Raw genomic sequence first — 26229 nt, forward strand, 5'->3', positions numbered from 1 at the left:
AGAGAAGAGTGGAATTTAGAGAAAACAAGAAGTTCTTTATATTGTAAAATGCAGGAGGGTGAAATATGGATTGGGATCTTAAAATAACAGATCTGGAAGGATCTACACCAGAGCACTCTGCTGTAATTGTAAATTTTGTTGCAGCGGTCAGGCACCAGTTAAAAAATAGTACTTGCTATGTATATTCGGATAATGTGCAATACCGTTTCAAAGATAACCAGGGCAATAACAAGATTGTGATTCCGGATGCTTCCATAAACTGCCGTACGAAATCAAGGCGTGGAAACACTTTTACAGATGCGCCACGTTTTGTTATGGAGGTTTTGTCACCATCAACAGAAAATTATGACCGGACAGAGAAAATGCAGCTGTATTGTGAGCAGGAGATTGAAGAGTATTGGATCGTTGACTGGCGTAAAAAAACAGTTGAAATCTATGAACTGGATTATGAGGGGGAGATTCCCAAATACTATCTTTTAAAAACAGTCACAGAAGAAAATAAGGATGAGTTACAACTGCTTCATTTTCCAAAGATAAAGATTACCTTTGACGAATTATTTGAAGAAATTGATTAGTGCTTGTAACCAAGACCGCAATAAATGTGATAGGTGAAATTGCGAAAAAAGGATATTTGATTATAAATAAGAATTGTAAAAGTGATTTGCAAAATAGTGAATCACTTTTTTATTTGAAAATATTTTTTTCAAAAATCCTATTGACACAGAAAAAATCAAATTGCTACATTGGAACTGCAACAGGAAATGGTTTCGAAAATGGAGGGTTTGCGATGAGAAAAGCAAAAAAATGTAACACAGGAAAGAAGAAATTCGTAGTTGTTTGGCTGGCATTGGTAGTTTTGTTCCTTGGAAGCTTTATAAGGCCAGTGGATGTCCAGGCTGCAAAAGTGAAACTGAACAAATCGGCGGTTACCATCTATCGGGGAGCTTCCACGTCGCTGAAAGTATCGGGAAGCAAAAAGAAAGTAAAATGGAGTTCTTCTAAAAAATCCGTTGCATCTGTTTCGGCTTCTGGAAAAGTAACTGGAAAAAAGGGTGGATCAGCATACATCTGTGCAAAAGTGGGAAAACGTACCCTGAAATGTAAAGTGACCGTAAAAGAGCCGAATAAATCCAAACGCCTTAATCTGGCCAAGAAAGAAGCAAAGAAAATCGTAAAAAAATATGTGGCTGCGGATCTGAATGCAAAGGAGCGGGCTTTTGTATTGTTCCGGTATCTGACCGAGCATTGTTCCTGGCAGTTAAACCAGTCTTCAGAAGCCTACCAGAAGAATTATGGAAATGAAGCTTATGCAGCTTTGGTAATGAAAAAAGCAGCCTGCTCAGGATATGCAAAAGCGTACACACTGCTTTGTGAGGCTGCGAATGTTCCGGTACGGCATGTGAATGCCGGCAGCTGGACACACCAGTGGAATGAAGTAAAGGTAAACGGTAAATGGATCAAGGTAGATGCTTATGGTGGAACTTTTGCAGATACCACCGGAATTCGAAAATCCTTAAGAACTTCATCGGAGGATCAGGAACAGTTAGTATTTCATTTTACGATTGAGAGATAATTTCAGAATGAAAATAGAGAAGCTGGGGCAGAAATGGAATATGCCTGTAATAGAAATGGAATATGCCTGTAATAGATGTTGACAAATATAGCATAATAAAATTATAATATGTATATAATATTACTATGAAAGCGAGAGGTGATCTTATGAACATTCGTCCATCAGCTGCTATTAGACAAAATTATAATGAGATTGCAGATCTTTGCCGTAAATCTTCAGAGCCTGTTTTTCTGACAAAAAATGGAGAAGGTGATCTTGTGGTGATGGATATTGAATCCTTTAACCGACGGGAGAAAATGTTGAAATTAAGAGAAGAACTGCTTGCTGTTGAAGAGGATCGTCTGGCAGGAAGAACAGGATGCAGTCTTGATGAATTGGAAAGTTATCTTGATAATATAATAGAAGAGGGCTGAAAATGTCAGAAAGAAGAAAATACAAAGTTATCGTATCGGACCGGGCGAAGCAAATGCTTGGAGTACATATTCGCTTTCTGGCACAGGTAGATAAGGATGCCGCAAGAAATAAGAAAAAAGAATTAATGGAAGCAATGCGTTCATTAGCGTATAGTCCAAATCGTTTTCCTTTTTTGAATGAACCTTATATTCCATGTAATAAATATCACAAAATGTTTGTGAAAAACTGGTATTTGATTTTATATCAAATTGAGGATGATACAGTTTATGTGGATTACATTTTAGACTGTAGAAAAGAGTATAATTGGCTCATCCGTTGAACCAGCAGTTGTACTTATTTGCAACTAAAATGTGACATGATTGCAACATATCTAAAAATGCAGAGATGTATCGCTGGAGGTGAGCATCCCTGCATTTTTTATGGGTACATTGTGATTCAATTGAAATAGTATGAAAGAACTATAAGGGGTATCGGTGGTTCACGGTAATTGCTTGTGTATTAACAAAAGCTTTATACAGATGAATGTAATCACTTAAAAAGGTGCAGGTTAATCAAAAAGATTGTGTTTATTCGCTCTTTTCTGAGCAATTTCATATACTTCTTCGTCTGCTCGGACGCCGATTACAATAATCATCATAGACGATTCGGTACGGCGAAGCTGATATACAACACGCAAACCAGCAGAGCGGAGTTTAATCTTCAGAAGTCCGGCAAGATTAGTACTGCTGTGATTACCAAGCGGTTTTCCATAACCTTGTTCTTCAACAGGCAGTGGATTTTGCTGAACTTTTTTGATGGCCTTCAGAACAAGAATACGCTGACTTCCATCTAGGTCTTTTAAGTCTTTTTCTGCTTCAGGAAGGTATTCTAGTTTCCAATTCATTCAATGTCTACCTCGTCAAAACCGGTAAGATCGTCTTCTGTAATACCAAGACGGCGGTTCATTTCTTCCTCAGAAATTAAAGTGGCAGGATTAAAGTGTGCCATACGTTCAGAAGCAACGGCAAGAAGACGAGCATCATTTACCTCATCCATTAGACGGACGTATTCTTCAGGGGAAATGAGAACACATTCTGCAACGTTGTTTTTCATTACGACTTTAGCACCACTCTGCTTCACATCTTCAAAAATTTTTCCAGCAAGGCCACGGTTAAATTGGCTGATCGGAACCGTATTTTTAATTGCACTCATAACAGATGCCATAATCGTCAACTCCTTTCTTTACTTGTATTATAGCAGATACCTGCAAAATATCAACTAATTAATCAATATATTTACTGACAAATATACGCGAAATGGAATCCTTTAGGTATTGCCTTTCGGGTGATGGTGATTTTATCTCCTAATGATTGAAATATCTTCTAAAAAATAGTGAAATTTAGGAGATAAATAATTACCTGGGAGATTGGTTATAAGAATTTACTGGAATAAAAAATTTATTAGGCTTGAACTTTTGAAGATTTTTGCAGCCAATATTAGCAAGTGTATTTATTTGCAACTAAAATGCGACACGATTGCAACATCCATAATATTGACTTCAGATTCTCTTTATAATAGAATGGTACTCGTAAAAAGAAGGCACGAAAAAGCAGTTTGTTTATGCAGGCTGCTTTTTTTGTGCCTTCTTGTCGTATAAATAATAGGAGGGCAACACATGGCGAACACAAAAAAAGCAATTGAAGAAGTAACGGAAAAAGAAATTCCACGCGCAGCCTATGAAGGTGTCTTAACAATCGACGTTGACGCACAGGTGGAGAGCGCACAGGAGCAGGAGGATACCAGATGGCACCAGCTACTTAATGCACACCGTACCAGAAAGGTACTCACAGGCCAGCTTGGTGGTATTGAGAAGCTGGAAAGCGGCTGGATGGTTGCAGTAACTTATTACAACGGTTTTCGTATTATCATCCCGATGAATGAAATGATGATTAACTTAAGCGGAGACGGCCGGGAGAACGCAGACACCTTAAACCGCCAGGTTCGTATTGCCAACAACATGCTTGGCTGTGACATTGATTTCATTATCAAGGATCTGGATACCAAAAGCCGGAGTGTGGTAGCCTCACGAAAGGATGCCATGCTGAAAAAGCGTCAGACTTTCTACATTGGAGAAGAAGGGGAGAAGCCGCTCCTGTATCCCGGAAGAATCGCAGAAGCCAGGGTGATCGCAGTAGCACCAAAAGCAGTACGCCTGGAGGTGTTTGGTGTGGAAGTATCCGTCCGGGCGCGTGATATGGCCTGGGAGTGGATGCTGGATGCCAGTGAAAAATTCCAGGTTGGTGACCTTGTCCAGGTTATGGTTAATAAAGTAGATGGTCAGGAACCAGAACAGATTAGCGTGGAAGTGGATGCCAAAACCCCGACGGCCAATCTCAATAAAGATAATCTTCGGAAATGCCACCGTCAGGGCAAGTACACAGGTGTGATCACAGAAGTTTATAAAGGCACGTATTTTATGAGGCTTGATATCGGGGTGAATGCCGTGGCACATTCGTGCAACATGCCAACCCTTCCGGGAAAGGGAGATAAAATCGGAATTGTAGTGACCAGAATTAACGATAATTACGAAGTCGCAGAAGGGATTATCACAAGGCTGATTAAAAGATATAAATAAAAATTAAAACTAACGAAAATCCTATTGACACAGAAAATGCGATTTTTTTAAAATCGGGACAAACAGGAAAGGAGACGAATGAAATGGCAAAAATGAAGAAAAAACAGCAGAATGAAAAACTGTATTGTCCCTACTGTGGCGGGCTGGCGGTGCTGCGTCCAGCAGAGTATGTTTATGGTGAGCGTAATTTAAATCCTGATAACTATTTGTATGTTTGCAGTGGTTACCCATCCTGTGATTCTTATATTGGAGTCCATAAAAAGAGTATGCGGCCTATGGGAACTCTGGCAAATGGGGATCTTCGCCATAAACGGATTGAAGCACACCGGGCGTTAAATAAGGTGGTACAGGCTGGCATCATGACCAAACATGGTGCTTATATCTGGCTGCAGAACCGCCTGTGCCTGCGGGAAAAGGACATGCACATTGGAATGTTCTCCGAGTACCGGTGTGAGGAAACTATCCGGGAGTGTAATATACTTATGGAACAATATGCAAAGACGAACCGAATTTCTTCCTGTGAGAAGAAAACGCTGGCAGCATGAGAAATGGAAAAAATATCCTGCGTTTGCAGGCGGATGAGGAAGATGTCTACCACCTGATGGATCTAAGGGAACGGTATTTTGTACTGATCGGAGCAAGCTCCCTTATAGAGGGAATCGCGGCTTATTTTCTGTTTTTCCAGATCCGATGCTGGGATCTCATATATCTGTGTGCGGCACTTTTCCTTGGGATTTTTCTTCTTCTAAGGCAGTCAAACAAAATCAGTAAAAGAATCATGGAAGCGGAAGTCTGTTACATGGAGCTGGATGAATTCAGTCTGGCAGTCTGCCAGCCGGAAAAAAACGGGCATTATGAGTGCTGCCGGATCTTTTATGAGGAGATTGATAGAATCGTAGAAGGCAGTCGCAGAGGAATCCCGGAATTTTACATTGTGTTGGACGAAAACGAAAACCGGGAGAGCTTTTTCCTTCTGGACGAGGAAGAGCAGGACCGGACGATCTTCCTTGTCCGCTCGTTTGGATTTAATCATCAGAGGTTTACGGAGTTTTATAGGAAGCTCCGCTGGAATGTTCCCGGAAAAACCCGGATCATTGGAACGAAGAACCAGGAGGTATGGAACCTTCGAAAACCAAATATCGAAGTCTGCATTGTGGCAGGAATGATTGCCTGTTATGTGATTCCGAAACTCCTGGAAGTTATGAAGCTACACTAGGAGGAACTGGATTATGAAATGGTACACAGCCATTGGATGCAAAATGGAAGATGATGAGGGCAGGCTTCTGGTAAAGATTGGCGGTCAGGAAAAGGTGCTCACAGAGATGGAAGCTATGCTGTGGGCGGCCCTTACCTGGAGCCTCTGTGCGGAAAATAAAATTTATTCCCAGATGTACCGTGTCTTATGTATTACATTTGGGGAAGCACATGCAACTGAGTGGGCGGATGAAGAGGATTTTTTGTTTTGCTTAAGGCGCCTGAAAAAACGTGGTCTGGTAGCGGAGTGTGATGGCGAGAGTAAGGAGGAAGCTTTGTGGCTCCTTCTTAGTAAATCTGTGGTATCGCCTGTCACGGATTCGTTTTCAGAGCGGTTAGGCGCATTTGCAGACGATCTGGCACTTGGAAAAGGACTGAAAATCGCATTGCGGGCTTTTAAAAGGCCCGTGTTTACCTATGAAGAGCGAATGGTTCTACAGCAGCTTGCAGGTGGTGGCTATATTCCTTATCATCTGGCAGAGTTAACCAGACAGGCGGGTGCCGTTCCCCTGTCTGTGGAAGAACGAAAGATCGTTCAGAAACAGGTCTTGCAGGAATTCATGCAGATCCTGGTTTCCCTATTTAAGAAGAAACAGTTTGTAATCAGCTGCATCCAAGAAGGAGGTCTCCTTGAAGAAAAAGAAGAAATGGAAAACATGGCTGTCTGAGCAGTACCTAAAATACAGAGAACATTATACCGGGATACCGGGCTTTTTTAAAAAGAGAATTGTGAATACCTTACTGTTATCGTTTCTCTTATTGTATGGAGGCTGTGCCCTTGGTCTGGCGCAAAAATCAGCTGGATTTGTGGGATGGACAGTTTTTTTGGCAGTCTGTGGAGTTGGGTATGCGGGGTATATTTATTACCTGGCAGTTACAAAATCCTATGAGGTGGTGGAAGGAACTGTGACAGAGATCCATGCGGAACTTCTTTTTGATGGTTTTAAGAGGGTTCTGGTGCAAGGGGATGATGGGATTACCACAGAGCTGCTGTTAAATAAAGAGACAGTTGTCATGTATGGAAAAGCCTACCGCTTTTATTTTAACCAGAATGCACATGCATTCTCAGGAATTCGAAGGTTGGATGCAGCTTTTGATTTTGGAAATTTTTTTGGAGTGGAGGAAGTAAAAGAGTAATCCGGGGCAGGGAGTACCAGGCATGGTTCGAGTCCATGCCGCCCTGTTTCCATGTAAACGCATGGAAAATATGTATAAAGGAGAGCTATGCAATATGGCGGAAACAAAATGTGGAACCGTGAAATGGTTCAGCGCAAAAAAAGGTTACGGATTTGTAACCGGGGAGGATGGCGAGGATTACTTCGCACATTTCTCCCAGATCAAGATGGAAGGCTTTAAAATGCTTTCTGGCAAGCAGCCTGTACAGTTTGAAGTTGGAACGGACGAAAATGGAAGGGCACTTGCAATGAATATCCTTCCCATTTCGGTAGAGGAAGAGGCATAAAAGAAAACAAATTTTGAAACACAAAATATATAAAAAATGTGTTTGACAGCCACAACATGTTGTGGTAACCTTTAAATGAAATCATATTTTATCAGTCATCTATGGCTGATCTTATATTTTAGATCCGGACATTCCGGATGAATCTCTTTTGGGCGGTTCGCCCTAAACTCAGCAAATAAGTTAGAACATTGGAAGATACGAAAAGATAGGAATTCTTTTGGTGTCTTTTTTTGTTGCAAAATGAAGAAAAGGAGGAAGCAGAATGAGAAAAATCAAAGAGACCGTACTGGTCAAAATGGAAAAAAGGAATGCCAGATAACAGAAAAAGAAAGAAGAGGAGAACATTTTATGCAGGAAGTAAATTGGGATGCTGTAAATTTGTTAGAACTGGGAATGCTGCTTGATATGGCAAAAGATGGATATGAATTCCAGATTGCGGATGGAAGAATTAAGTCCATTGAAGTAAAGCTCCTGTCCTGAATGCAAAAGGAGGGGCTATGTACTATAAGGATGATTTTAATGTAACGTTTGAAGAGGAATCCGCTTTTTACAAGTATCTGGATGATGTGGAAAAACGGGCCGAATGGTTCCGGGCACAAAGCAAGGATCTGACAGTGGAAGCGGTTACGAAGGACAGTACCTGCACCCCGATTGGGAATATCAATCTGGAATATTTAAAAGAGGATACCATAAATAATTCCGGGCTGCTGATTAAAACCCCAGACCGCAGCTGTTTTCTTGGCATATCTGCCATCAAAAGCTTAAAAGGCAGGGCCAGGATAGACGGAAAGGCGCTTGCAGAATTAGACAAAGAAACACTTGCCTATATCCTGAACAAATGTCTGAAGGTCTCCAGGGGAAAATCCCTGCTCCGCTTTTGTGAAGGCAAGGTGCGGGCAGTCCTGTCTGGCGACGAAAAAGACTATTCTATCTTGTCCATGCCAGAGGTCTATGAAATTGCAGGGGCTTATATCTACAGCGATTTTGAATACGCGTCTTTTAAATCCGGATGTGCGGACCATAATCTGGTAAATGCGACCTGGGAGCTAAGAGACCGGCGACTGACCGAAGCCTACAAGGAACTGCTGGAACGCTATGGGAAGACTTTTAACGGAGAGCTGTATGCTTCGGTCCGGATCACCACCTCCGATGTGGGAAGTTCAGGAGCCAATATCTTCTATACGGTGTCCGTTCAGAACCAATATATTGTATTGGGAGAAAACTTGAAAGTGCGTCACAAAAACTGCAAGGGTACCGAAGACTTCAACCAGAACATGGCTTCTATTTTTGAATACTATAAGGAAGCTCTGCAGGAGGTCCTGCGGCTTAGTGAAATCTGGGTGAACCATCCTGCCAATGCCATGATCGGCGTTATGAAGCAGGCTGGTTTTTCCAAAAAGCTGATTGCAGAAACGGTAGAGCGTTTTCGGGCGGCAGCAGGGGATGTCCCCTGTAGTGCCTACGAAATCTATTGCGGGATCTGTGATGTGATTTCCATTGCAAGGCAGCAGGAAACGAATGCGAGAGGACTACTTCTTTTGGAGGAAAAAGTGGCAGCCTGTGTAAGCAAACGCTGGCATGAGCTTGATATGCCAGGTGAAATTAAATATTAAATAATGACAAAGGCAGGAACCCCTGTCTTTTTGTATGAAGGAGGAACATATGCAGTATCCGGACTGGGTTATGGAAGCAAAAAAATCCAGGGAATTACTTTCGTGGATACAGGATCCGGTACACAGTATTAAAAAGTTTCATAGCCAGCTATTCATAAAGTGCCAGGAAGAAAACTGCATGTTATTTTATGCAGCTTCTCCTTGGAGGGATTGTTTACAGCTTCGGAAACCAAAGCTTTGCAGCATACTTTATCTGCCGGATTATTCTTTGTATGAGGCAGATTCTGTATTCTATCAGGCGGTCGGGATACCTGCCGATTTTCTTTTTCCGACGAAAGAAAGTCTGAAGAAAGAGGTGGAAATGAAGGTTACCCATTTGGTGAAAAACATGATGGATACAAACTGGGATCAGCTTTTGCTTAAGTACCAGCACCAGAGGAGTAGCCTTGTTCCAAATATAAACCGGATACAGGTAGAGGAAACTTCCAAGAGATTCCTGGAGGCTGGAATAAAGCCTGAGGAGCTGTTTTACAGTCCAAGCTTTACCTTTGAAAAAGCGCAGATGGAATATACGGATGTGATGTTTCTTTACACCTTGAACCATGCGAAGAAGGCTGTAAAAATGATCGCAGATAAGTGGCTTTCGGAATCTTTTTGGGAGATTTCGCAAAAAAGAATCTACATTGGCTGTGTGCGGGAAGAAATGAAAGAGCTGCAAAAAGGTGCAGCATAAAATAAGGAGGAACTGAATTTATGGGTAAATATGCGTATCTGAACCTGACTCAGAAAATGATCAAAATAAGAAAGATGGTGCCAAAGCTGTTAAGAAAACGTTACAGCGAAGAGGTGCCCTATGATTTTGTGAGATTGGATGATGTCTATGAATACCTCACCCCTGCCTTAAATAAATACGGCGTGGATTTTGAGGTCCTTGGTGAAGTATCTACGCAGTTGGATGCTTCTGGAAATCCAGCCTATCTGACACCGTTTGGCAATATGTGGCGGTATGAAGCGGATTTAAAGCTTTGCTGGACAAATGCAGATCATCCAGAAGAAAAAAATTACAGTGATATTCATGTAGTCGGAACCAATGAGGTTCCAGACAAGGCCAAAGGTGCAGCCTGGAGCTACGGACTGAAGTATTATTTATTAAATAAATTCAACATCGTCCAGGCGACCACCGAGGATCCGGATATGCGAGGCCCTGCTCCGGATGGCGATAAAACAAAAAAAGAAAAAAGTGAGGAACCAAAGAAACCTGCAAAAAAACAGAACCAAAATGCGGTGCAGACAGAGCCAAAGAAGAAGGAAGCCAAAGAAGAGTCTGAAAATCCCCCGAAATCTGACTCTGCTTTCACTTCTACAAAAGAAACCGGGCAGTCTTTGAAGCAAAAAGAAACTACCTTGAAGACCGTTCGTAATGGAAACAGCAGAAGCAGTAAAAAGGCTGTTCCGGTTTCGGATGATTCTTTTGATCTTGAAATCAGTCCTGACGAGATCCGGGATGCACGCAAAGAGGAGGATGAAAATTTGCCTGGCAGATGCAGTTTGGCATGGAAGAAAAAGATCTGGAAGAGAGTTTTCTGGAGGAAAACGAGTCTGAAGAAGAAACGCTTGGTACAAGTGAGGAACCCTTAGAGGAAACAGCAGATGAGATGCCAGACGAAGTGCCCGAGGATACAGAGCGTTTTGAAGCAGAAGCGGAAGAAATTTCTGGTGAAACCGAGGAAGAAGAGTTTCATTTTGTTCGTGCAGAAGACGAAAACCCCTTTGCAGATGACAGCGAAGAGGAAACAGACGAAGGCTTCGGTATGGAATCTGAGGAAGAAGAGCTGGAACGTGCCAGAAAGGTAATGTGCAATTTTGGTCTTTTTAGTGGAAAGACGCTCGGTGAGATGATGGAAAACCCAAAAGGGGCAGACACAGTCAGATGGATGGCAACCGGTTATTACGGCAGCAACATGGAAATGGTAAATGCTGCAAAGATTATTGTGGCACATGAAAAACAGAACAGACTTGCAGCATAAACGTATTGTGGCTCCGGGAGAACGGAGCCACATTTTTTAGGAGGGATTATGTACGAACATCCATTTACCATAAAAGAAGTGGCGTGGTTACTGTCCATACGGTGCCTTGAAGGAGGATCAGATCAGGAGTTTCCGGTGGAATGCCCCTATTGTGGCGATACCAGAGGAAAATGCAGCTTTTGCATTAGCAAAAATGGGGAAATCAAAAACGTTTTCCATTGTTTCCACTGCGGGCAGGGCGGAAATATGCTTACCCTGTATGCAGACATTATGGGGCTTTATGGAGAAGACCGGTGCAAAACAGCTTATCAGGAAATCATAAACCGCTTGGAAAATGGCGGTCAGGTGACAGGAAGTACCTATAAAAAGATAACTTGCCGTTACAAGGCCAAAACGGACGAGGTTAAAAGATCCCCAGAATACGTGGACCTTGTGTACCGTCAGATGCTTTCCCTTTTGCAGCTTCACACCCTGCATAAACAGGACTTGAAAAGACGTGGTGTGACAGATCCGGAAATAAAGGAACTGGAACGAAAGGGCTATAAAAGCATTGAACCCAAAAAGGCAGGGACTATTGCGAAAAAACTATTGGAAAAAGGATTTAGGCTGGACGGAATCCCAGGTTTTTTTCGGAATCGGGACGGCATGTGGGAAGCTTCGTTTTATGAGGGAAACAGAGGCTACCTGTGCCCTGTGTATTCCCTGAATCATAAAATAAAGGGCTTTCAGATCCGGGTTGACCATCCGGTGAACAAAAGAAAATATATCTGGTTTACAAGCAGTGGGTTTGATGGAGGGACTTCAAGTGGCAGCCCGGCCGGGGTGTCCGGCTATATAAGCCCGGTACAAAGGAGCATCCATGTAACAGAAGGAATTTTAAAGGCAGAGCTTGCCAGCCTAAGAAGCGGATATCCTTATATTGGAATCCCAGGGGTTGGAAACTATAAAAGTCTGTTGCCTGTGCTTGCAGATTTAAAAAGCAGGGGGTTACAGACCGTGTACGAATGTATGGATATGGACAAAATGATGGATCTTACCTGCCGTTGTGACTGTATGGAAAAGTGCATCGTATGTGGGACACCAGAACGGTTGTTGAGAAAGCAGGAGTGCCCACAAAAAAGGAGAAAGCGTGATACCATCCGGAAAGGATGCCTTAAACTGTACGACATGTGCGAAAAGCTTGGGTTAAACTGCCAGAGAATCAGCTGGGACACGGATACAGACGGTTTGTGGCTCGGCAATTACAAGGGCGTGGATGACTGGATTTACAGCAAGCCACCAGAAGAAAAAGAGAGTTTTTATTGATTTAGTCAAATAAAAGGGGATCTGAAATCTGTATTCAGGTCTCTTTTTATCTGGCTAAACAGGCCAGTAGAAAGGAGAAAAAGATGGAAATCAGGGACAGACCATGCCTGGTAAAAACCAGGGACAGACCATTATCTAGGAGAGGAGAAAAACATTGGGTAAATTTAAGGGAAAAAGGTGGCTTGCAGGTGCAATGGCGGTTATGCTGTGCTGCAGCAGCTTCCTTCAGACAGGTGTTTTTACAGTATCCGCTGAAGCGGAGGCAGAAGTGGCACAGGAAGCTATGCAGGAACCTGCGGTCGTAGAAAAAACAGAAGAGGAACTGATTACAGAAACCGTTACGGATCCGGCTTTTGCCATCACAATTGAACAGGGAACCGACTTTGAAGTAGAGAAGGATTTTACAGGGTTAGGCTTAAAAGATGGTGACAGGGCAGAACTGAAAAAGGCTGCCATGGAGGACGGAACCACATTTGATTCTGGAAGACCGGGGATCTATAAATGTGTTTACCGGATCACACCCAAAGAAGGTGATTCTTATCTGGTTGCAAGAACCATTACCGTAACTGAAAAAGAACCAGAAACCCAGGCTGCTGGAAATTCCGGTTCTGAGGAGTCTGGGGACAGCGAAGATCCTGACCCTTTGCCGGAACAGCCAGCAGTTGCTGTGGAAGTTCCGGCAGAAGAGGAAAAAAAGGATGCAGATCTGGCAGAGATACCAGTAGAAGGTGAAGAAGCAGATGTGTCTATAGAAACGGAAGTGGATACAGAAGTGGATACAGAAGAGAAACCGGAGAACACAACAGAGACAGTTATTCAAGAGGATGATGGTTTTGGTTCCGAGATTCTGCCAGAGGAAGAGTTTGACTCTGAACTGGAACGCGCTGAGGAAGAGAACACTGTGGATCCGGAGACCGGCTTGACGCTTGGCGAAGTGTTGGAGCAGGCAGAGGAACAGGAAATTGATTTTTTAAGCCTGGAAGAGGGCGAAACGGTTTCTTTTATTGCTACCTATGCCAGCACCAGAACCGATGTGGATGTGACAAGGGGAACCTGCTATTACTACAGTGATTATGGGCTTGGCAGTTATCTGACCTATAAATATACGGTCAAATTTGACAATGTCAGTGCAACCGCTTATTGTATTCAGCCCTCGAAAAACAGCCCTGGGGATGGTGTGTATAAGATCACCAAACTTGGGGATGGCAAAAAGCTTGCAAAAGTGTGCTACTACGGAACCAAAGCTTCTGGTGTAAATGGCTTTTTCAAACAGGAACATCCGGATTTTTCTGCAGGGAAACAGTTTGTTATCACTCATTTGGCCGTGTCTTATGCAAGCGGAGGTGACGATGCTTTTTCCGGGGCAAACTCTACCGGACAGGCTCTTGCCATGGAACTTTATGAATACTGCATGGCACAGCCGGATATCCCGGATGTTGCCATGGAGTTTTCCAATGACAACGTAACTGCTTATATAGATGGAAATGAGCAGCGTACCGAAGAAATCAAGTTTAAAGCGGATTCCTTACAGAACATTACCATGAAGCTTCCATCTGGCGTGGTTTTCCATAACGTGGATACAGGAGAAGCAAGTGCTGCCGGAGTCAGTATAAAATTATATGGTGGAACTACTTTTTACTTATCCGCACCGCTTGACCAGGCGGCAAAGGTAGCGGGAGCCTGGAAGTCTACGATGAAAGGTTACATTACGAAAGACTTTTCGGCGTATAAAGTAACGACCGGTACCGATACCCAGAACCTTGCCCTGGTATTTGGTGAGGGCGTCGACGATGAAAAATTCATAGATTTTTCCGTCACCTGGCTTCAGCAGGCTACTATCGAGATTATCAAAAAAGATAGGGGCTCCAATGCCCTGTTAGCAGGTGCGGTCTATGGTGTCTATAGCGACGAGGCATGCCAGAACCTGATTACAGAAATGCCGCCAACGGATGCAAATGGCGTTTCTTCTGTGACAATTGACAAAACCCAGGATGTGGTTTACTTAAAAGAGATCACAGGTCCCTCTGGCTACCTTGTGGATGCTACCGCCCACGGCGTGTCACTTGTGATGGGAAGCAAAGTTACACAGGAGCTGTTTGACGATGAGAAAAAGGCTTCCCTTACCGTTTACAAAGAGGGTGAGGTATTAACAGGGGCAGATGTAACGGATGAAAAGGTAACCTTCCGTTATGAAACAAGAAGGCAAAAAGGTGCGGTATATAATGTCTATGCAGGAGAGGACATTGTGGCTGCAGATGGATCTACTATTTATCAGAATGGTGCCCTTGTAAAAGAAGGTCTGACAACCGGTGAAGACGGAAGTGCAACCCTTGATAACTTAAACATAGGAACCTACGTGGTAACCGAGACACAGGCACCGGATAAGCTGGTCTGCACAGGCGAATCCCAAACCGTAACCTTATCAGCTGCCGGTGAAAATGAAGAAGTTTCTTTTAGCACGGTTACCTTTACCAACGACAGACAAAAAGCCTCCGTATCTTTGGTAAAACAGGATGGGGAAACCAGACAGCCGCTTACAGGTGCTGTTTTTGGAATGTATGCAGGGAATGATATTGTATCTGCAGACGGGAATGTGATCGTCAGAAAAGACACCCTGATTGAAAAGGTAGCTACTGGTACGGATGGAAAAGCAGGTTATACCGCAGACCTTCCGGTTAACAATTCCTACTATATCAAAGAACTTCAGGCACCCCAGATGTACGTGTTAAATACTTCTGATGTTTATTCCTTTGCATTTAATTATGCAGGGGATAAAGAGAAAAAAGTAGAATTTACACATACTTTTACAGATGAGCGCGTCCGTGTGAATATCCATCTTACAAAGGAAGACAGTGAGACGGGAAAGAACGCACAGGGAGATGCAACTTTAGAAGGTGCTGTTTATGGCCTATATGCAAGGGAAGCAATTGGTTACCCGGATGGCAGCAGCGGTGTCCTTTATCCAAAAGACGCCCAGGTTGCTACACTTACCACCGACAAAGCTGGAAATGCAAGTGTATCCGGTCTCTATCCTGGAAAATACTATGTAAAAGAGATTACTCCGCCTGCAGGTTATGTCCTGGATGAAGAAGAGCATGATGTGGAAGGCGGTTATGAAGGTGACCAGTTGAAAGAAATCGATTGTACCATTACAGTTGCCGAGAATGTGAAAAAACAGCCGTTCCAGCTGATTAAGGCTGCAAATAACGGAAAAACAGATGCCGATCTGTTAAAAGGCGCCGGATTTTCCGCTTATCTCGTAAGCAGCTTAAGTACAAAAGAGGATGGTTCCTATGATTTTGCAAATGCCGTTCCTGTAGTACTGACAGAAGATGGAAAGACCGAGATCTTTACAGACGAAAAAGGCTATGCCTGCACAATCCCCCTTCCATATGGAACTTATGTGGTAAGGGAAACCACAACACCGCATAATTTTAAACCGGTTGCTGATTTTACGGTTATAATCAGCGAAAATAAGTCAGAGCCACAGGTTTGGCGGGTCCTTTTAGACGGAGAATTTTCTGCAAAACTAAAAATCATTAAACAGGATGATGAAACCAAGAAGCCGGTCCTGGTTGCAAACACCGAGTTTAAGATTTACAACCTGGATGAAGGAAAATACGTGGAGCAGACCACAACTTATCCAAGTACCGTTACCCATAAATCTTATTTTACGGATGAAAATGGTTATCTGATTCTGCCAAGTGCCTTAAAATGTGGCAACTACCGCATTGAAGAAGTGACTGCCCCGGACGGCTATACCCAGAATACCAATTTCGTTGAGATTAAAGTAGACAGCAACACTGCTTACCAGATGGATTCCACAACTGGGGATGCGATCATCACGGTTGTCTATGAGAACCATCCGGCAAAAGGAAAGCTCATCATCCATAAATCTGGGGAAACCTTAAAATCTTTCAAAAAAGATTTTATCTACGAGGAAACTTCCCTTTCTGGTGCTGAGTTTGCGGTTTATGCCGCAGAGGATATTTATACCCCGGATCACCAGGTGGATGAAGCGGGCAACCGCACTGTCATTTACCCAAAAGATACGCTGATCCAGAAGGTTACCACAGATGAAAAAGGAGAGGCCATTCTAAATGATCTGCCCCTTGGTACCTACCGTGTTGTGGAAACCAAAGCACCAACCGGGTTTGTCATTAACTCGGACAGCCAGGAGCTTACCTTCCTGTATAAAGATCAGAACACTCCAGTTGTGGAAGAAACCGTGGAATTTTCCAATAAGCGCCAGAAGGTAGAACTTAAAGTGGTGAAAGAGGATGCCGAAACTGGTAAAAAGCTGGAAGGTGCCGAGTTTGGAATTTATAACAATAATGACATTTATTTCGGCGATAAGGTAATTGTAAAGGCAGATACCCTGCTTCAGAAGGTAAAGAGTGACAAAAATGGGCTGGCACAGATTACCCTGGACCTGCCGCTTGGCAAGTATTATGTGAAAGAGCTTCAGGCACCGGATGGCTATGTTTCCTCGGATGAAATCCTGGAATTTGATGCCAGCTACCAGGGACAGGATGTAAAAGTAATCAAATTAAAAGCCACCAAGAAAAACCAGCCAACCACCGTGGAAATCACAAAGGCAGATGTAACGACCGGCGTGGAACTGGACGGAGCTTCCTTAATTATCCTAAATAAAAAAGGCGAAGTGGTAGATTTCTGGACATCTGTAAAAGACAAGCCGCATGTAATCAAAGGCTTAAAGGTTGGAGAAATCTATACTCTCAGGGAACAGATCGCACCATACGGCTATTTACGCACCACTGATATCAGCTTTCAGATTTCCGATACCGCAGAGGTACAGAAGGTAAAGATGGAAGATGATGTGCCGATTGCACGCCTGCTGGTAAATAAAAAAGGGGAGTTCATAGATGATGTTACCCTACTTGACAATGCAAAAGGTGTGGTAGAGCATTTCTTTAGTTATGTAACCGGAAGCCTGATGGATGTTTCCTTTAACGTGTACGCAGCTGAGGATATTAAAGCAGCGGATGGTGTCAGTGAAAATTACTATACAAAAGATCAGCTGGTGGGTACCATCACAACCGACGGAACAGGTATCGCAGAGCTTGACAATCTGCCTCTTGGTAAATATTACATTATCGAAAAAGAAACCTCCTATGGATATGTATTGGATGATGAGCCAAGATATGTAGACCTTACCTACCGTGACCAGGATACCCCGGTGGTAACCTATAGTGCAGACTGGCAGAACCGCCGCCAGAAGGTGCAGGTAAATGTTCTGAAAAAAGAAAAGGACAGCGACAAGGTTCTCTCCGGAGCCATCTTTGGACTGTATGCAGCGGAAGATATTGTATCGGCAAGCGGCAAAGTTCTGATTGAGAAGGATACTATCATTGAATTGAAGACCACAGATGAAAGCGGATGGATTCACTTTATGGCGGACCTTCCGATCAATGCAAAGTATTACCTCAAAGAAATCTATGCACCAAACGGGTATGTGCGTGGAACCGAAATTCAGGAATTTACCTTCGAATATCAGGGCGACAAAACCACCCAGGCTGTTTATGAGTTTATTTTTGAGGATATGCAGACCTCTGTGGAACTTTCCAAAGCGGACTTAACAGATGGAAAAGAGCTTCCTGGTGCATCCCTGCAGGTATTGGATTCCAATGGAACTGTTGTGGATGAATGGATTTCTACCGAAGAACCACATATGATCCGTGGCCTGTTAGTGGGGGAAACCTATACGATGGTGGAAACCAAACCAGCAGACGGCTATACCACTGCAGAGAGCATTGAGTTTAAAGTGGAAGATACAGCCGAAGTTCAGAAGCACCAGATGCTAGATGATGTAACAAAAGTGGAAATCAATAAAACCGATGTGACAGATTCCAAAGAAATCCCAGGTGCGAAGCTGACCATCCTGGATAAAGATGGAAAAGTAGTAGAAAGCTGGGTATCGAAAAAAGATCCGCATATGGTGGAAAAACTTCCGGTTGGAACCTATACCCTTCGAGAAGAACAGGCCCCGGATGGTTACCTGGTTGCAGAAGAGGTATCTTTCGAGGTTAAAGATTCCGGAGAAGTCCAAAAGGTTGAGATGAAAGATGCCCGCCCGGTTGGAAAACTGGTTCTTAAGAAAACCGATGCAGAAGATGGCTCCCCTCTTGCCGGAGCAGAGTTTGAGCTTCGGATCAAGAAATCTGGAAAAGTTGTGGCAACCCTTGTCACAGATGAAGAGGGCGTTGCTACAAGCGGAGATATTCCAATCGCTTCTTATAAAGATGGAAAGATGAAAAAAGAAATCGAGTATATCCTGGTTGAAACCAAAGCGCCGGATGGCTATGTGAGAAGCGAAAAAGAGGAATCCATTGTATTTACCTACCAGGATGATAAGACAAAAGAGATCGAGATCACAAAAGAGCTTACCAATGAGCGGATCCCGACTGGTGACTATGTAAAATCCCCGAAAACTGGGGATGATACCAATATCTGGCTGCCAATCCTTCTTCTTGTTTTATCCGTTGGAGGAATAGCCGGAATCTTCTGGTACACCAAAAAGAAAAATCACGAGGAATAAGAAAACTGGACTGTCACGTTTGTGGCGGTCCTTTTTTCTTGCAAAAACATTGGAAATGGAGGAAGTTATGAAGCAGGTAAAAGAAATGGGGATTGTAGCGGTGTGCCTTTTGCTGCTTGGCTTTGGTATCTGTATGGGAATCGGAACTTATCTTATGTACCGGGATGGAGAAGAGGAATATGACAACCTGCGGGAATACGTTGCCGTGGAAGAACCAAAAGAAAGGAAAGATGGAGAAACACCAGAGGAAAACCAGGAAGAAACGGTTACCGTGGATTTTGAAGCTCTAAAGAAAATAAATCCAGAGATCATTGCCTGGATACGGATCCCGGACACCAGGATTGATTATCCGGTTGTGCAGGGAACTGACAATGAATATTATCTGAAGCATACCTTTAAAAAGACGGAACATGTGGCAGGAAGTATTTTTCTGGATAAAGATAATAGTCCGGATTTTACCAACCGTAAAACTATTCTATACGGGCATAATATGAAAGATGGCAGCATGTTTCAGGGGCTGCATAAATATGAAAGTGAATCGTATTTACAGGAGCATAATAAGGTATATCTGTATTTACCAGATGGGGAAGCCTTAACCTATACCGTCATAAAATGTGGCTATGTAAAAGCGGATAGTGATACCTTCTGGCTGGGAGAACAGGTGGAGACCAGGACACTTTTGTTATCCACCTGCGGCTCTGATTCTTCAAAACGGCTAGTGCTTTTTTGTGAACTGCCAGAGAAAGGTGAAGAGTCAGAGACAAATGGTGAGGATATAAGTATAGAAGTCTTTTAATTGCAGGAAGTTAAAATGCCATCTTTGATAGCAAAATTATCAAAGATGGCATTGTTTAGAAAGTGAAACTTAATTCGAGTTATTATGGCGTTTCCATATTTGCAGAAAAGGAAGTTATGGTCTCTGATTGCTTTGTGTGAAATTTTAACTGATTTTCAATATCACGTCCAGCGTACATTACTCTAAGAATTGTTACGACTTTCTTATTGGAATCAGGAATATAAAATATCACATAATTATCTACAGGTAATACACGAAGTCCACGACTTTTCCATGGTTCATTTTCATATTTTCGATACCGTTCTGGCATAATATCCAGACTTAAAATCTGTTCTTCAAGACGATCAAGCTGTCCGCTTGCATTTTCAGGGGATTGCAATTCAAATGCAATATATTCAAAAATCCCTCTTAAATCGTTGTCAGCCTGTTCAGATAATTCAACCTCATAGATCATATGCCATAATCATTGCGGATATCTGCAAAGGCTTTTTTCGCATTTTTAGCCCGTCCAGCTTGCATATCCGAATATCCTTTCTCCAATTCTTCATTGAATTCTGTTTCAGATAATGTATGAATGTCAACTGGTCTTGAAGATGGTAATTTCACTTCAAATGGAAGTCCCCTCTGTAAAATAATCTGTTTATAAAACATATTAATAGCACTGGAAGCTGGAATTCCAAGCGTAGACAAAATGTTTTCTGCTTTTTCTTTTACATCTGGTTCGATTCGTGCATATAAATTTGCTGATTTTGCAGCCATATAGATCCGCTCCTTTCAAGAGAAATAAGATATCTATAGTTATTATACACAAATGTCAGTACAATAGCAATACAATCTTGGGATTGAATCAGGTATAAATGGTGAATAGCTACTGTTCTGGAGACGATAAGATATATAGCAGAATATCTTCTTGACTATGATATATATCGCGATATGTACTAAACATAGAAAAGGAGCTTTGCTATGATGACAGCAAAATTGTTTGAAGATGCAGTGCAGAGTGCAACGGTGGAATCTGTTCATGCAGATTATATCATTACAAGAAATTTGAAAGATTTTACCAAAAGTAAAGTTATGGCATTTACACCAACCGAACTTTGGGCAAGAATTTGACTCTTGTGGTAAAAATGAAAAACATATTGTTTATAACACAAAATACAGAAAATGAATTATAACACAAAATACAGAAAATGAATTGTTGACGCATACTATATCTTGTGTTATTATGATTTTGAGATTTGTATTTGTGCCTGTAAAACAGGTAAAAAAATTTGGTTTCGGAGAAGCCCGAAAGAAAAATATGAGGAACATGGTTCCTGCCTTTTGTGAGAAATTAGGTCATTTAGAATGAAACGTTCTAAGTGGCCTTTTTTTATTGCAAAAAAACAAATACGAATCAACATCTTGAAAGGAGGAAAAATAAAAAATCCAAAAGAAAGGAGATCGGAAGAACTGGTAAAAGAAGGAAAATGATAACGGACATTTGGGATTCATTCTGAATGTTTTTTGTTATCGAATCAAAAACAACAAGGAGTGTGCACATGAATAAGTCTATATTTATCGGACGGATGGCAACGGATCCAAAGGTGATGTCTTCAGCGGGAAAAAAGACAGTCGCGTATTTTCGGATTGCGGTTGAGCGAAATTTCAAGCAGGAAGGAGCTCCGAATGCTGATTACTTTAGCTGTGTCACATTTGGGGAAAGAGCTGAGTTTGTAGCAAAGTATTTTTATAAGGGCAAAAAAATCGCTTTAGAGGGCGAGATGCATAATGATAACTATACAGGTAATAGTGGCGAAAAAGTATATGGTATGAGACTGCTTGTAAACGACATTGAGTTTGTAGACAGTAAGGACGAAAGTGAAAATGTGAGCCAGAACGGACGTACCAATCGGAATTCCTCACAGCCCTCACGAAATAGTGGATCAAATTCCAATGGACGATCCAGCCAGAATCCAGGAAATTCCTATCAAAATTCGCCATACTACAAAAACACGAACCAGGGGAAAACAAACCGTACAGGAAGTAAACCACAAAGAGCCCAGTCTTCACGCCAGACTTCACAAAACCGCTACAACGTAGACGAGGAATTTATGAATATGGGAAATGAAGAGATGGGAGATTTTTGCTGATAACAAAGGAGAAAAAATGGAACGAGTAAAAAAATGGTGCCAGGCACACCAAAAAGCCTGCCTGATAACTGGAATTATAGGAATGCTTCTGTCACCCTTTTTATGGCCGCTGTTTTTAGCAGTGATTGTACAGAGTCTGACACTGGGGCTTCCAATTGCAGCAGGTATCTATTGTTACAAATATCTAAATGAAAAAAAGGAGAATCCGAATGAGAATGATGAACAAAAACACAGCCACCCTGAAACCAAGAAACCAGCTCCCGGTAAAGTACGCGGTCATGCTGAAGCGCCCGGTGGCGTTCAAAAGAGTCCGGATGAAACGCGGTCAGAACCGGTAAAACAGAGGAGAAAGCAAGGAAGAAAACAGGGAAGAAAAAGAGGTGTTTCCGGAGGTGATGGACCAAAATGAAATGTAAAGCAGTCCGGTGTATCTATTACAATGCAGGAAATGGATACACCGTTGCCTCCTATGTAACGGAAGAAACACTTCCCAAGGAAGTAAGCAGCCAGAAAAATGGCAGATATGGCATGTTTATGGCAATTGGAAATGAGCTTCCGACTGAGGATGGCCTTGAAGTAGAACTGAACGGAACCTGGAAAGACGGAAAATTTGGAATGCAGTATAAGGTTTCTTCTTTTCAGATTGCATTACCCACGAGCACAGAAGGAATCAAGGTATACCTGGCCTCTGACCTTATTAAGGGAATCGGGCCAGTACTTGCCGAGCGGATTGTAGACCGTTACCAGGAAAATACGTTTGAAGTTCTTGAAAAAAATCCTGAGAAGTTACTGGAAATCAAAGGCATTACCCGAAAAAAGCTCTCAGAGATTCTGGAAGGATACCGTGGCAGCGAGACTTTGCGGCAGTTAATTGTGACCTTATCTCCCTTTGGGGTGACACCAAGGAAGGTGGCGCAGATCCAGGAACACTTTGGAAATGCAGCCCCACTCATTATTCAGAACACGCCATTTCGTTTGTGCGAGATTCCTGGGTTTGGATTTCTAACGGTGGATCCGATTGCGGTAAAAGCAAAGAATTTTAAGCCAGATGAGCCTATGCGGATTAAAGCAGCGATTCTTCATATTATGTCGGAAGCAGAAGGCGAAGGCCATCTATACCTGACTTGTGAGGAAATCTTAAAGCGGACAGCCCTGCTTTTAAATCATAAAAAGGAAACCGGACTGGTGCCAGAAAGAGCCATCCGGGATGCCGGAAATGAAATGATCCGTAAGGATGGTACCCTGGTGTGTAGTGATGGCGGATTTTATTTAAAGAATAGTTTTCGTGCAGAGCTTGGAGCGGCCGCTTCCTTAGTCAAACTGATCCTGCGAGGTGGGACGCAAAGTTATCAGGTGGACTCCATTATAAGCAGCATTCAGAAAAAAGAGAAGATTCTACTAAATGCCAGGCAAAAAGAAGGAATTTTAAAAGCATTTCAATATCCGGTTACCATCATTACCGGAGGACCTGGACGTGGAAAGACGACAGATATCAGCTTTATCATTGAGGTAGAGAAAATTCTTCATAAGAACGCGGAGATACTGTTATGTGCTCCAACTGGTCGTGCCAGACGAAGGATGAGTGACTGTACTGCCTGCCCCGCCCTGACGATTCATAAAGCAATTGGGTTAAAAGGAGAAGCGGGTGAGGAAGAATGGGACGAAGAGAGTATGCTGGAGGCATCTCTTATCATTGTGGATGAGTGCAGTATGATCGACATGCCACTTATGGATAAGTTTTTGTCTCGGGTTCCTATTGGAACCCGCCTGGTATTCTTAGGCGATAAAGACCAGCTGGAATCAGTGGGACCGGGAAACGTATTTAAAGAGATGATCGAATCTGGTGTGATCCCAGTTACGATACTAACAGAGAGCTTCCGGCAGGAGGAAAATCCACAATTATTCAGAATGCGGATAAGATAAACGAAAGGAAAACCAATCTGGTTTTTGATGATACATTCCAGTTTTATCCGGCAAAAGATGATGAAGAAGCTGCTGAAATTATCCAGAAACTCTACCGGGAAGAACTTCAAAAAAACGAAAACCGGGTAGAAGGGGTTCAGGTGCTCTCCCCGCTTCGAAAGGATACGAAGGTAGGTGCAGATGCATTAAATCCTGTCCTTCGGGATATCGTGAATCCGAAGCGGTATGGTTATCCGGAAATTAAGAATGGATCGACTACATATCGGGAGCGAGATCTCGTTATGCAGCTGAAAAATGAGGAAGATGTGGCAAACGGTGACGTTGGAGAAGTCCTAAATATCTATAAAGCAGACGGGAAAAGCAGGATGCGTGTAGATTTTGGGGATGGAAAAATCATGGAATATACCGAAGGGGATATATGGCCGCTAAATCTGGCTTATTGTATCACAGTCCATAAGGCACAGGGTTCGGAATATCCAGTAGTGATCCTGCCGATGCTCACCTGTTTTTATCGGATGCTGCGGAAAAATCTTTTCTATACCGCAGTCACAAGAGCAAGGCGTGGGGTGAAAATAGTAGGAAGTAAAAAGGCAATGGTAATCGCAATCAATAACGATACGGTGAGCAAACGAAATACCATGTTTGGTTACCGGATCAAAAAGATTTACAAAGCCTACCTGGAACAGGAAAAGAAATCAGCATAACAAAGATCAGCAGGATATGAGACGCGAAATGCTCATACCCTGCTTTTCCATATGGAGGAATCAAAATGCCAGAAATCTGTTTTTATGAACCATGGACCTATCAATTGGCATTGCCGGAAAAAATTGAGGCATATTTAAAGTTTGCAAAGAAAAAAAGAATCAGCTATGAAGCGGAAGACTGCTCCAGATATAATACGCGGACAAATGGAAAATCTGCCAAGCTTCATCCGCCCACTTTGGCTGCTATTTTTAAGCTTTTTGGAATGAAAGAGAAAGAAGAAGGTGCTGCCGGAATTCAGCTGGCAGAAAAGTCTGTTCGTTATTTTTGCCTGGAGTACCCGGTGGAGCAGGAACTTTGTGTCATGACGTACAATTATCAAAACGGAAGATTCTGTGGAATTAGAAAGAAAAAGGATCCCGCAGGAGAAACAACAAAGATGCCTGGCGTTTTAAAGGGAAAATCTACCGGGGAAGAGTATCTTGCAATGCTTGTCTATGCAAGTATAGTTCCCGAAAGCCAGTATTACGACGATGAGTTTCATACCTGCTTTGACGAACTGAAACGTGCTGTAAAAGCAGGACTGGCGGGGCAGGCACTTAAAATGTCCTTTCGCTGCTGCGATAACCTGTATCTGCGGATGACTGCCACAACGGAGGACGCCATTTCTTTTGACCGGAACCAGTTTGCGGAAGGAAAACTGAAGGATAGTTTTCATCCCTTTGACCTTAACTCCGGAATTTATGCGCCAAATGCCTGTATAATTGGTACTTTTAAGGTGCTGGGAGTAAAAGGGAGGAAGAAAGGTGCTGCTATTTCGGAGTTAAAGATGGAGTATGCAGGACATTTTAACTGCCAGCATAGTGAAAAAGAGAGGATCCCCACGCTTCCAGAGGATTACATTGTGAGCCAGGAGGTGGAAGAAATCCTGGAAATGGTCGTTCATACCCCGGCAAGGCTTTTTATGATGACGGGGGAAGCTGGAACTGGAAAAACCACAGATGCCAGGATGATCGCACAGATATTAGGCCTTCCCTATTATGTATTTACCTGTGGCCCTGGTACAGATGAGCTGGAGCTTCTTGCAAGTACGGTACCAAACATGGGAACGAAAAAGAAAACGCTTCCAGTGCTTCCAGCCTTTTACGACCTTCAGATGGATCCAGCTTCCGCACTTTGTGTACTTAGCGGAACCTATGAAGAGGGCATTTCAGAAGAAGCTGCATTTGAAAAACTTTTGCGCCTTGCTTATGAAAAAGGATATGAAAGTGCAAGGGCAGAGAAGGATTTTTTGTTGCGGGAATCAGAGATCATAAAAGCGTGCCGTCTTCCTTCCGTTTTGGAAATTCAGGAGCCGTCCATGATTGAAAAACCAGGGACGCTTACAAGACTGAACTCTCTTTTTGATGATGGAGCGGTGACAGATCTGATTAATGGGGAAAAAATAAAGAGAAATAAAGATACCATTGTGATTATGACTACAAACCTGGATTATGTGGGCTGCGGAAATTTTAACCAGTCGGTCTTATCCCGTATGAGCCTGATCCAGCCCAAGCAAAATCTCACAGAAGAGGAAATGAAGCGGCGGGTTATTGCACGTACCGGATATGGGGATGAGAAATTCTTAAACTTTATGGTTTCGGCCATTCAAAAAATCCATGCTTATCTGAAGGAAGAAGATCTTCAGGATGGTGTGTGCGGCTATCGGGAACTGGAAAACTGGGTGCGTACCTTTCAGGCAATTAAAGATGTCAGGCGCGCGGCACAGGTTGCGGTTATCAGTAAAGCCACAATGGATCCGGAGGAACAGGAACATCTGATGAAGACCTATGTGGAACCGTATTGTTAGAAACGG

Annotated in this window: 28 protein-coding genes; 24 read left to right on the forward strand and 4 right to left on the reverse strand. The window is 42.8% G+C overall.

The window, feature by feature from the left end; genetic code table 11:
- Positions 1-65: 65 nt before the first annotated feature.
- From DW904_RS11280 to DW904_RS11295, 4 genes are all read left to right on the forward strand, one after another.
- Positions 66-575: a Uma2 family endonuclease gene (locus tag DW904_RS11280; protein ID WP_118580558.1), complete on the forward strand. Its 510-nt coding sequence runs from the start codon at positions 66-68 to the stop codon at positions 573-575.
- Positions 576-787: 212 nt separating this feature from the next.
- Complete coding sequence (locus tag DW904_RS11285) at positions 788-1573, forward strand: transglutaminase-like domain-containing protein (RefSeq protein WP_147422314.1); 786 nt, start codon at positions 788-790, stop codon at positions 1571-1573.
- A gap of 146 nt (positions 1574-1719) precedes the next feature.
- A complete protein-coding gene (locus tag DW904_RS11290; protein WP_117853822.1) occupies positions 1720-1986 on the forward strand; it encodes a type II toxin-antitoxin system prevent-host-death family antitoxin in 267 nt (88 codons plus the stop codon).
- 2 nt (positions 1987-1988) lie between these two features.
- Positions 1989-2306 (forward strand): type II toxin-antitoxin system RelE/ParE family toxin, encoded by a 318-nt coding sequence (locus DW904_RS11295; protein WP_118580564.1) that lies wholly within the window; start codon positions 1989-1991, stop codon positions 2304-2306.
- Positions 2307-2534: 228 nt separating this feature from the next.
- Here the strand turns inward: DW904_RS11295 and DW904_RS11300 are convergent, their stop codons facing one another.
- Both DW904_RS11300 and DW904_RS11305 read right to left on the reverse strand, forming a co-directional pair.
- Positions 2535-2870 (reverse strand): type II toxin-antitoxin system RelE/ParE family toxin, encoded by a 336-nt coding sequence (locus tag DW904_RS11300; RefSeq protein ID WP_118580567.1) that lies wholly within the window; start codon positions 2868-2870, stop codon positions 2535-2537.
- Positions 2867-3190, reverse strand: a complete 324-nt coding sequence (locus tag DW904_RS11305; RefSeq protein ID WP_118580570.1) for a type II toxin-antitoxin system Phd/YefM family antitoxin — start codon at positions 3188-3190, stop codon at positions 2867-2869. Before DW904_RS11305 ends, DW904_RS11300 begins: the two co-directional genes overlap by 4 nt.
- A gap of 451 nt (positions 3191-3641) precedes the next feature.
- Here DW904_RS11305 and DW904_RS11310 point away from each other — a divergent pair, with 451 nt between their 5' ends.
- From DW904_RS11310 to srtB, 14 genes are all read left to right on the forward strand, one after another.
- Positions 3642-4601 (forward strand): S1 RNA-binding domain-containing protein, encoded by a 960-nt coding sequence (locus tag DW904_RS11310; protein ID WP_118580573.1) that lies wholly within the window; start codon positions 3642-3644, stop codon positions 4599-4601.
- Between the two features lie 83 nt (positions 4602-4684).
- On the forward strand, positions 4685-5146 hold the full coding sequence (locus tag DW904_RS11315; protein ID WP_195991525.1) for a zinc-finger-containing protein: 462 nt from the start codon (positions 4685-4687) through the stop codon (positions 5144-5146).
- Positions 5143-5817, forward strand: coding sequence for a hypothetical protein (locus DW904_RS11320; protein WP_243110398.1), 675 nt, complete (start codon positions 5143-5145; stop codon positions 5815-5817). The genes DW904_RS11315 and DW904_RS11320 overlap by 4 nt, the downstream gene beginning before the upstream one ends.
- A gap of 13 nt (positions 5818-5830) precedes the next feature.
- Entirely contained in the window at positions 5831-6523 is a 693-nt protein-coding gene (locus DW904_RS11325; protein ID WP_118580576.1) for a hypothetical protein, read from the forward strand.
- Positions 6486-6992: a hypothetical protein gene (locus DW904_RS11330; protein WP_118580579.1), complete on the forward strand. Its 507-nt coding sequence runs from the start codon at positions 6486-6488 to the stop codon at positions 6990-6992. Before DW904_RS11325 ends, DW904_RS11330 begins: the two co-directional genes overlap by 38 nt.
- Before the next feature lie 94 nt (positions 6993-7086).
- Positions 7087-7317: a cold shock domain-containing protein gene (locus DW904_RS11335; protein WP_118580582.1), complete on the forward strand. Its 231-nt coding sequence runs from the start codon at positions 7087-7089 to the stop codon at positions 7315-7317.
- Positions 7318-7665: 348 nt separating this feature from the next.
- Entirely contained in the window at positions 7666-7797 is a 132-nt protein-coding gene (locus DW904_RS24545; protein ID WP_255610563.1) for a hypothetical protein, read from the forward strand.
- A 17-nt stretch (positions 7798-7814) separates the two neighbouring features.
- The gene (locus DW904_RS11345; RefSeq protein WP_118580588.1) at positions 7815-8930 is read left to right on the forward strand and encodes a hypothetical protein; all 1116 of its coding nucleotides are present in this window, start codon (positions 7815-7817) and stop codon (positions 8928-8930) included.
- Positions 8931-8979: 49 nt separating this feature from the next.
- Positions 8980-9663 carry a hypothetical protein gene (locus tag DW904_RS11350; RefSeq protein WP_147422315.1) on the forward strand — a complete coding sequence of 228 codons (684 nt, stop codon included), beginning with the start codon at positions 8980-8982 and terminating at the stop codon, positions 9661-9663.
- Positions 9664-9683: 20 nt separating this feature from the next.
- Positions 9684-10568, forward strand: a complete 885-nt coding sequence (locus DW904_RS11355) for an ERF family protein (RefSeq protein ID WP_243110399.1) — start codon at positions 9684-9686, stop codon at positions 10566-10568.
- The gene (locus DW904_RS23960; protein WP_243110400.1) at positions 10484-10957 is read left to right on the forward strand and encodes a hypothetical protein; all 474 of its coding nucleotides are present in this window, start codon (positions 10484-10486) and stop codon (positions 10955-10957) included. Before DW904_RS11355 ends, DW904_RS23960 begins: the two co-directional genes overlap by 85 nt.
- A 48-nt stretch (positions 10958-11005) precedes the next feature.
- Positions 11006-12262 carry a hypothetical protein gene (locus tag DW904_RS11360; RefSeq protein WP_118580594.1) on the forward strand — a complete coding sequence of 419 codons (1257 nt, stop codon included), beginning with the start codon at positions 11006-11008 and terminating at the stop codon, positions 12260-12262.
- A 154-nt stretch (positions 12263-12416) separates the two neighbouring features.
- Entirely contained in the window at positions 12417-18821 is a 6405-nt protein-coding gene (locus DW904_RS11365) for a SpaA isopeptide-forming pilin-related protein (RefSeq protein ID WP_347562127.1), read from the forward strand.
- Between the two features lie 67 nt (positions 18822-18888).
- Positions 18889-19617, forward strand: coding sequence for a class B sortase (gene srtB, locus DW904_RS11370; RefSeq protein ID WP_187565867.1), 729 nt, complete (start codon positions 18889-18891; stop codon positions 19615-19617).
- Between the two features lie 82 nt (positions 19618-19699).
- On the opposite strand, the gene DW904_RS11375 is transcribed toward srtB, so the two are convergent.
- Both DW904_RS11375 and DW904_RS11380 read right to left on the reverse strand, forming a co-directional pair.
- Positions 19700-20071, reverse strand: a complete 372-nt coding sequence (locus tag DW904_RS11375) for a type II toxin-antitoxin system RelE/ParE family toxin (RefSeq protein ID WP_118580600.1) — start codon at positions 20069-20071, stop codon at positions 19700-19702.
- Positions 20068-20376 (reverse strand): type II toxin-antitoxin system RelB/DinJ family antitoxin, encoded by a 309-nt coding sequence (locus DW904_RS11380; protein ID WP_118580603.1) that lies wholly within the window; start codon positions 20374-20376, stop codon positions 20068-20070. Before DW904_RS11380 ends, DW904_RS11375 begins: the two co-directional genes overlap by 4 nt.
- Positions 20377-20580: 204 nt before the next feature.
- Between DW904_RS11380 and DW904_RS11385 the strand changes: the two genes are divergently transcribed.
- The 6 genes from DW904_RS11385 to DW904_RS11405 all read left to right on the forward strand — a co-directional run bounded on the left by DW904_RS11385 (position 20581) and on the right by DW904_RS11405 (position 26223).
- The gene (locus tag DW904_RS11385) at positions 20581-20730 is read left to right on the forward strand and encodes a hypothetical protein (protein ID WP_226855071.1); all 150 of its coding nucleotides are present in this window, start codon (positions 20581-20583) and stop codon (positions 20728-20730) included.
- A 428-nt stretch (positions 20731-21158) separates the two neighbouring features.
- Positions 21159-21749 carry a single-stranded DNA-binding protein gene (locus DW904_RS11390; RefSeq protein ID WP_173718710.1) on the forward strand — a complete coding sequence of 197 codons (591 nt, stop codon included), beginning with the start codon at positions 21159-21161 and terminating at the stop codon, positions 21747-21749.
- A gap of 16 nt (positions 21750-21765) precedes the next feature.
- A complete protein-coding gene (locus tag DW904_RS11395) occupies positions 21766-22158 on the forward strand; it encodes a DUF4870 domain-containing protein (RefSeq protein ID WP_147422317.1) in 393 nt (130 codons plus the stop codon).
- Positions 22155-23672: an AAA family ATPase gene (locus tag DW904_RS11400; protein ID WP_243110401.1), complete on the forward strand. Its 1518-nt coding sequence runs from the start codon at positions 22155-22157 to the stop codon at positions 23670-23672. Before DW904_RS11395 ends, DW904_RS11400 begins: the two co-directional genes overlap by 4 nt.
- Positions 23673-23812: 140 nt before the next feature.
- Positions 23813-24376, forward strand: coding sequence for an ATP-binding domain-containing protein (locus tag DW904_RS23965; RefSeq protein ID WP_243110402.1), 564 nt, complete (start codon positions 23813-23815; stop codon positions 24374-24376).
- Between the two features lie 65 nt (positions 24377-24441).
- Positions 24442-26223, forward strand: a complete 1782-nt coding sequence (locus DW904_RS11405; protein WP_118580612.1) for a hypothetical protein — start codon at positions 24442-24444, stop codon at positions 26221-26223.
- The last annotated feature ends 6 nt before the right edge of the window (positions 26224-26229 follow it).

The sequence above is a fragment of the Ruminococcus sp. AM42-11 genome, assembly GCF_003480145.1.
Classification (GTDB): Bacteria; Bacillota; Clostridia; order Lachnospirales; family Lachnospiraceae; genus Blautia_A; species Blautia_A faecis.

Bases quoted from the DNA above. Each gene is read 5' to 3' on its own strand.
- DW904_RS11280 (WP_118580558.1), top strand. From the start codon at position 66: ATGGATTGGGATCTTAAAATAACAGATCTGGAAGGATCTACACCAGAG.
- DW904_RS11285 (WP_147422314.1), top strand. From the start codon at position 788: ATGAGAAAAGCAAAAAAATGTAACACAGGAAAGAAGAAATTCGTAGTT.
- DW904_RS11290 (WP_117853822.1), top strand. From the start codon at position 1,720: ATGAACATTCGTCCATCAGCTGCTATTAGACAAAATTATAATGAGATT.
- DW904_RS11295 (WP_118580564.1), top strand. From the start codon at position 1,989: ATGTCAGAAAGAAGAAAATACAAAGTTATCGTATCGGACCGGGCGAAG.
- DW904_RS11300 (WP_118580567.1), bottom strand. From the start codon at position 2,870: ATGAATTGGAAACTAGAATACCTTCCTGAAGCAGAAAAAGACTTAAAA.
- DW904_RS11305 (WP_118580570.1), bottom strand. From the start codon at position 3,190: ATGGCATCTGTTATGAGTGCAATTAAAAATACGGTTCCGATCAGCCAA.
- DW904_RS11310 (WP_118580573.1), top strand. From the start codon at position 3,642: ATGGCGAACACAAAAAAAGCAATTGAAGAAGTAACGGAAAAAGAAATT.
- DW904_RS11315 (WP_195991525.1), top strand. From the start codon at position 4,685: ATGGCAAAAATGAAGAAAAAACAGCAGAATGAAAAACTGTATTGTCCC.
- DW904_RS11320 (WP_243110398.1), top strand. From the start codon at position 5,143: ATGAGAAATGGAAAAAATATCCTGCGTTTGCAGGCGGATGAGGAAGAT.
- DW904_RS11325 (WP_118580576.1), top strand. From the start codon at position 5,831: ATGAAATGGTACACAGCCATTGGATGCAAAATGGAAGATGATGAGGGC.
- DW904_RS11335 (WP_118580582.1), top strand. From the start codon at position 7,087: ATGGCGGAAACAAAATGTGGAACCGTGAAATGGTTCAGCGCAAAAAAA.
- DW904_RS24545 (WP_255610563.1), top strand. From the start codon at position 7,666: ATGCAGGAAGTAAATTGGGATGCTGTAAATTTGTTAGAACTGGGAATG.
- DW904_RS11345 (WP_118580588.1), top strand. From the start codon at position 7,815: ATGTACTATAAGGATGATTTTAATGTAACGTTTGAAGAGGAATCCGCT.
- DW904_RS11350 (WP_147422315.1), top strand. From the start codon at position 8,980: ATGCAGTATCCGGACTGGGTTATGGAAGCAAAAAAATCCAGGGAATTA.
- DW904_RS11355 (WP_243110399.1), top strand. From the start codon at position 9,684: ATGGGTAAATATGCGTATCTGAACCTGACTCAGAAAATGATCAAAATA.
- DW904_RS23960 (WP_243110400.1), top strand. From the start codon at position 10,484: ATGGAAGAAAAAGATCTGGAAGAGAGTTTTCTGGAGGAAAACGAGTCT.
- DW904_RS11360 (WP_118580594.1), top strand. From the start codon at position 11,006: ATGTACGAACATCCATTTACCATAAAAGAAGTGGCGTGGTTACTGTCC.
- srtB (WP_187565867.1), top strand. From the start codon at position 18,889: ATGAAGCAGGTAAAAGAAATGGGGATTGTAGCGGTGTGCCTTTTGCTG.
- DW904_RS11375 (WP_118580600.1), bottom strand. From the start codon at position 20,071: ATGATCTATGAGGTTGAATTATCTGAACAGGCTGACAACGATTTAAGA.
- DW904_RS11380 (WP_118580603.1), bottom strand. From the start codon at position 20,376: ATGGCTGCAAAATCAGCAAATTTATATGCACGAATCGAACCAGATGTA.
- DW904_RS11385 (WP_226855071.1), top strand. From the start codon at position 20,581: ATGATGACAGCAAAATTGTTTGAAGATGCAGTGCAGAGTGCAACGGTG.
- DW904_RS11390 (WP_173718710.1), top strand. From the start codon at position 21,159: ATGAATAAGTCTATATTTATCGGACGGATGGCAACGGATCCAAAGGTG.
- DW904_RS11395 (WP_147422317.1), top strand. From the start codon at position 21,766: ATGGAACGAGTAAAAAAATGGTGCCAGGCACACCAAAAAGCCTGCCTG.
- DW904_RS11400 (WP_243110401.1), top strand. From the start codon at position 22,155: ATGAAATGTAAAGCAGTCCGGTGTATCTATTACAATGCAGGAAATGGA.
- DW904_RS11405 (WP_118580612.1), top strand. From the start codon at position 24,442: ATGCCAGAAATCTGTTTTTATGAACCATGGACCTATCAATTGGCATTG.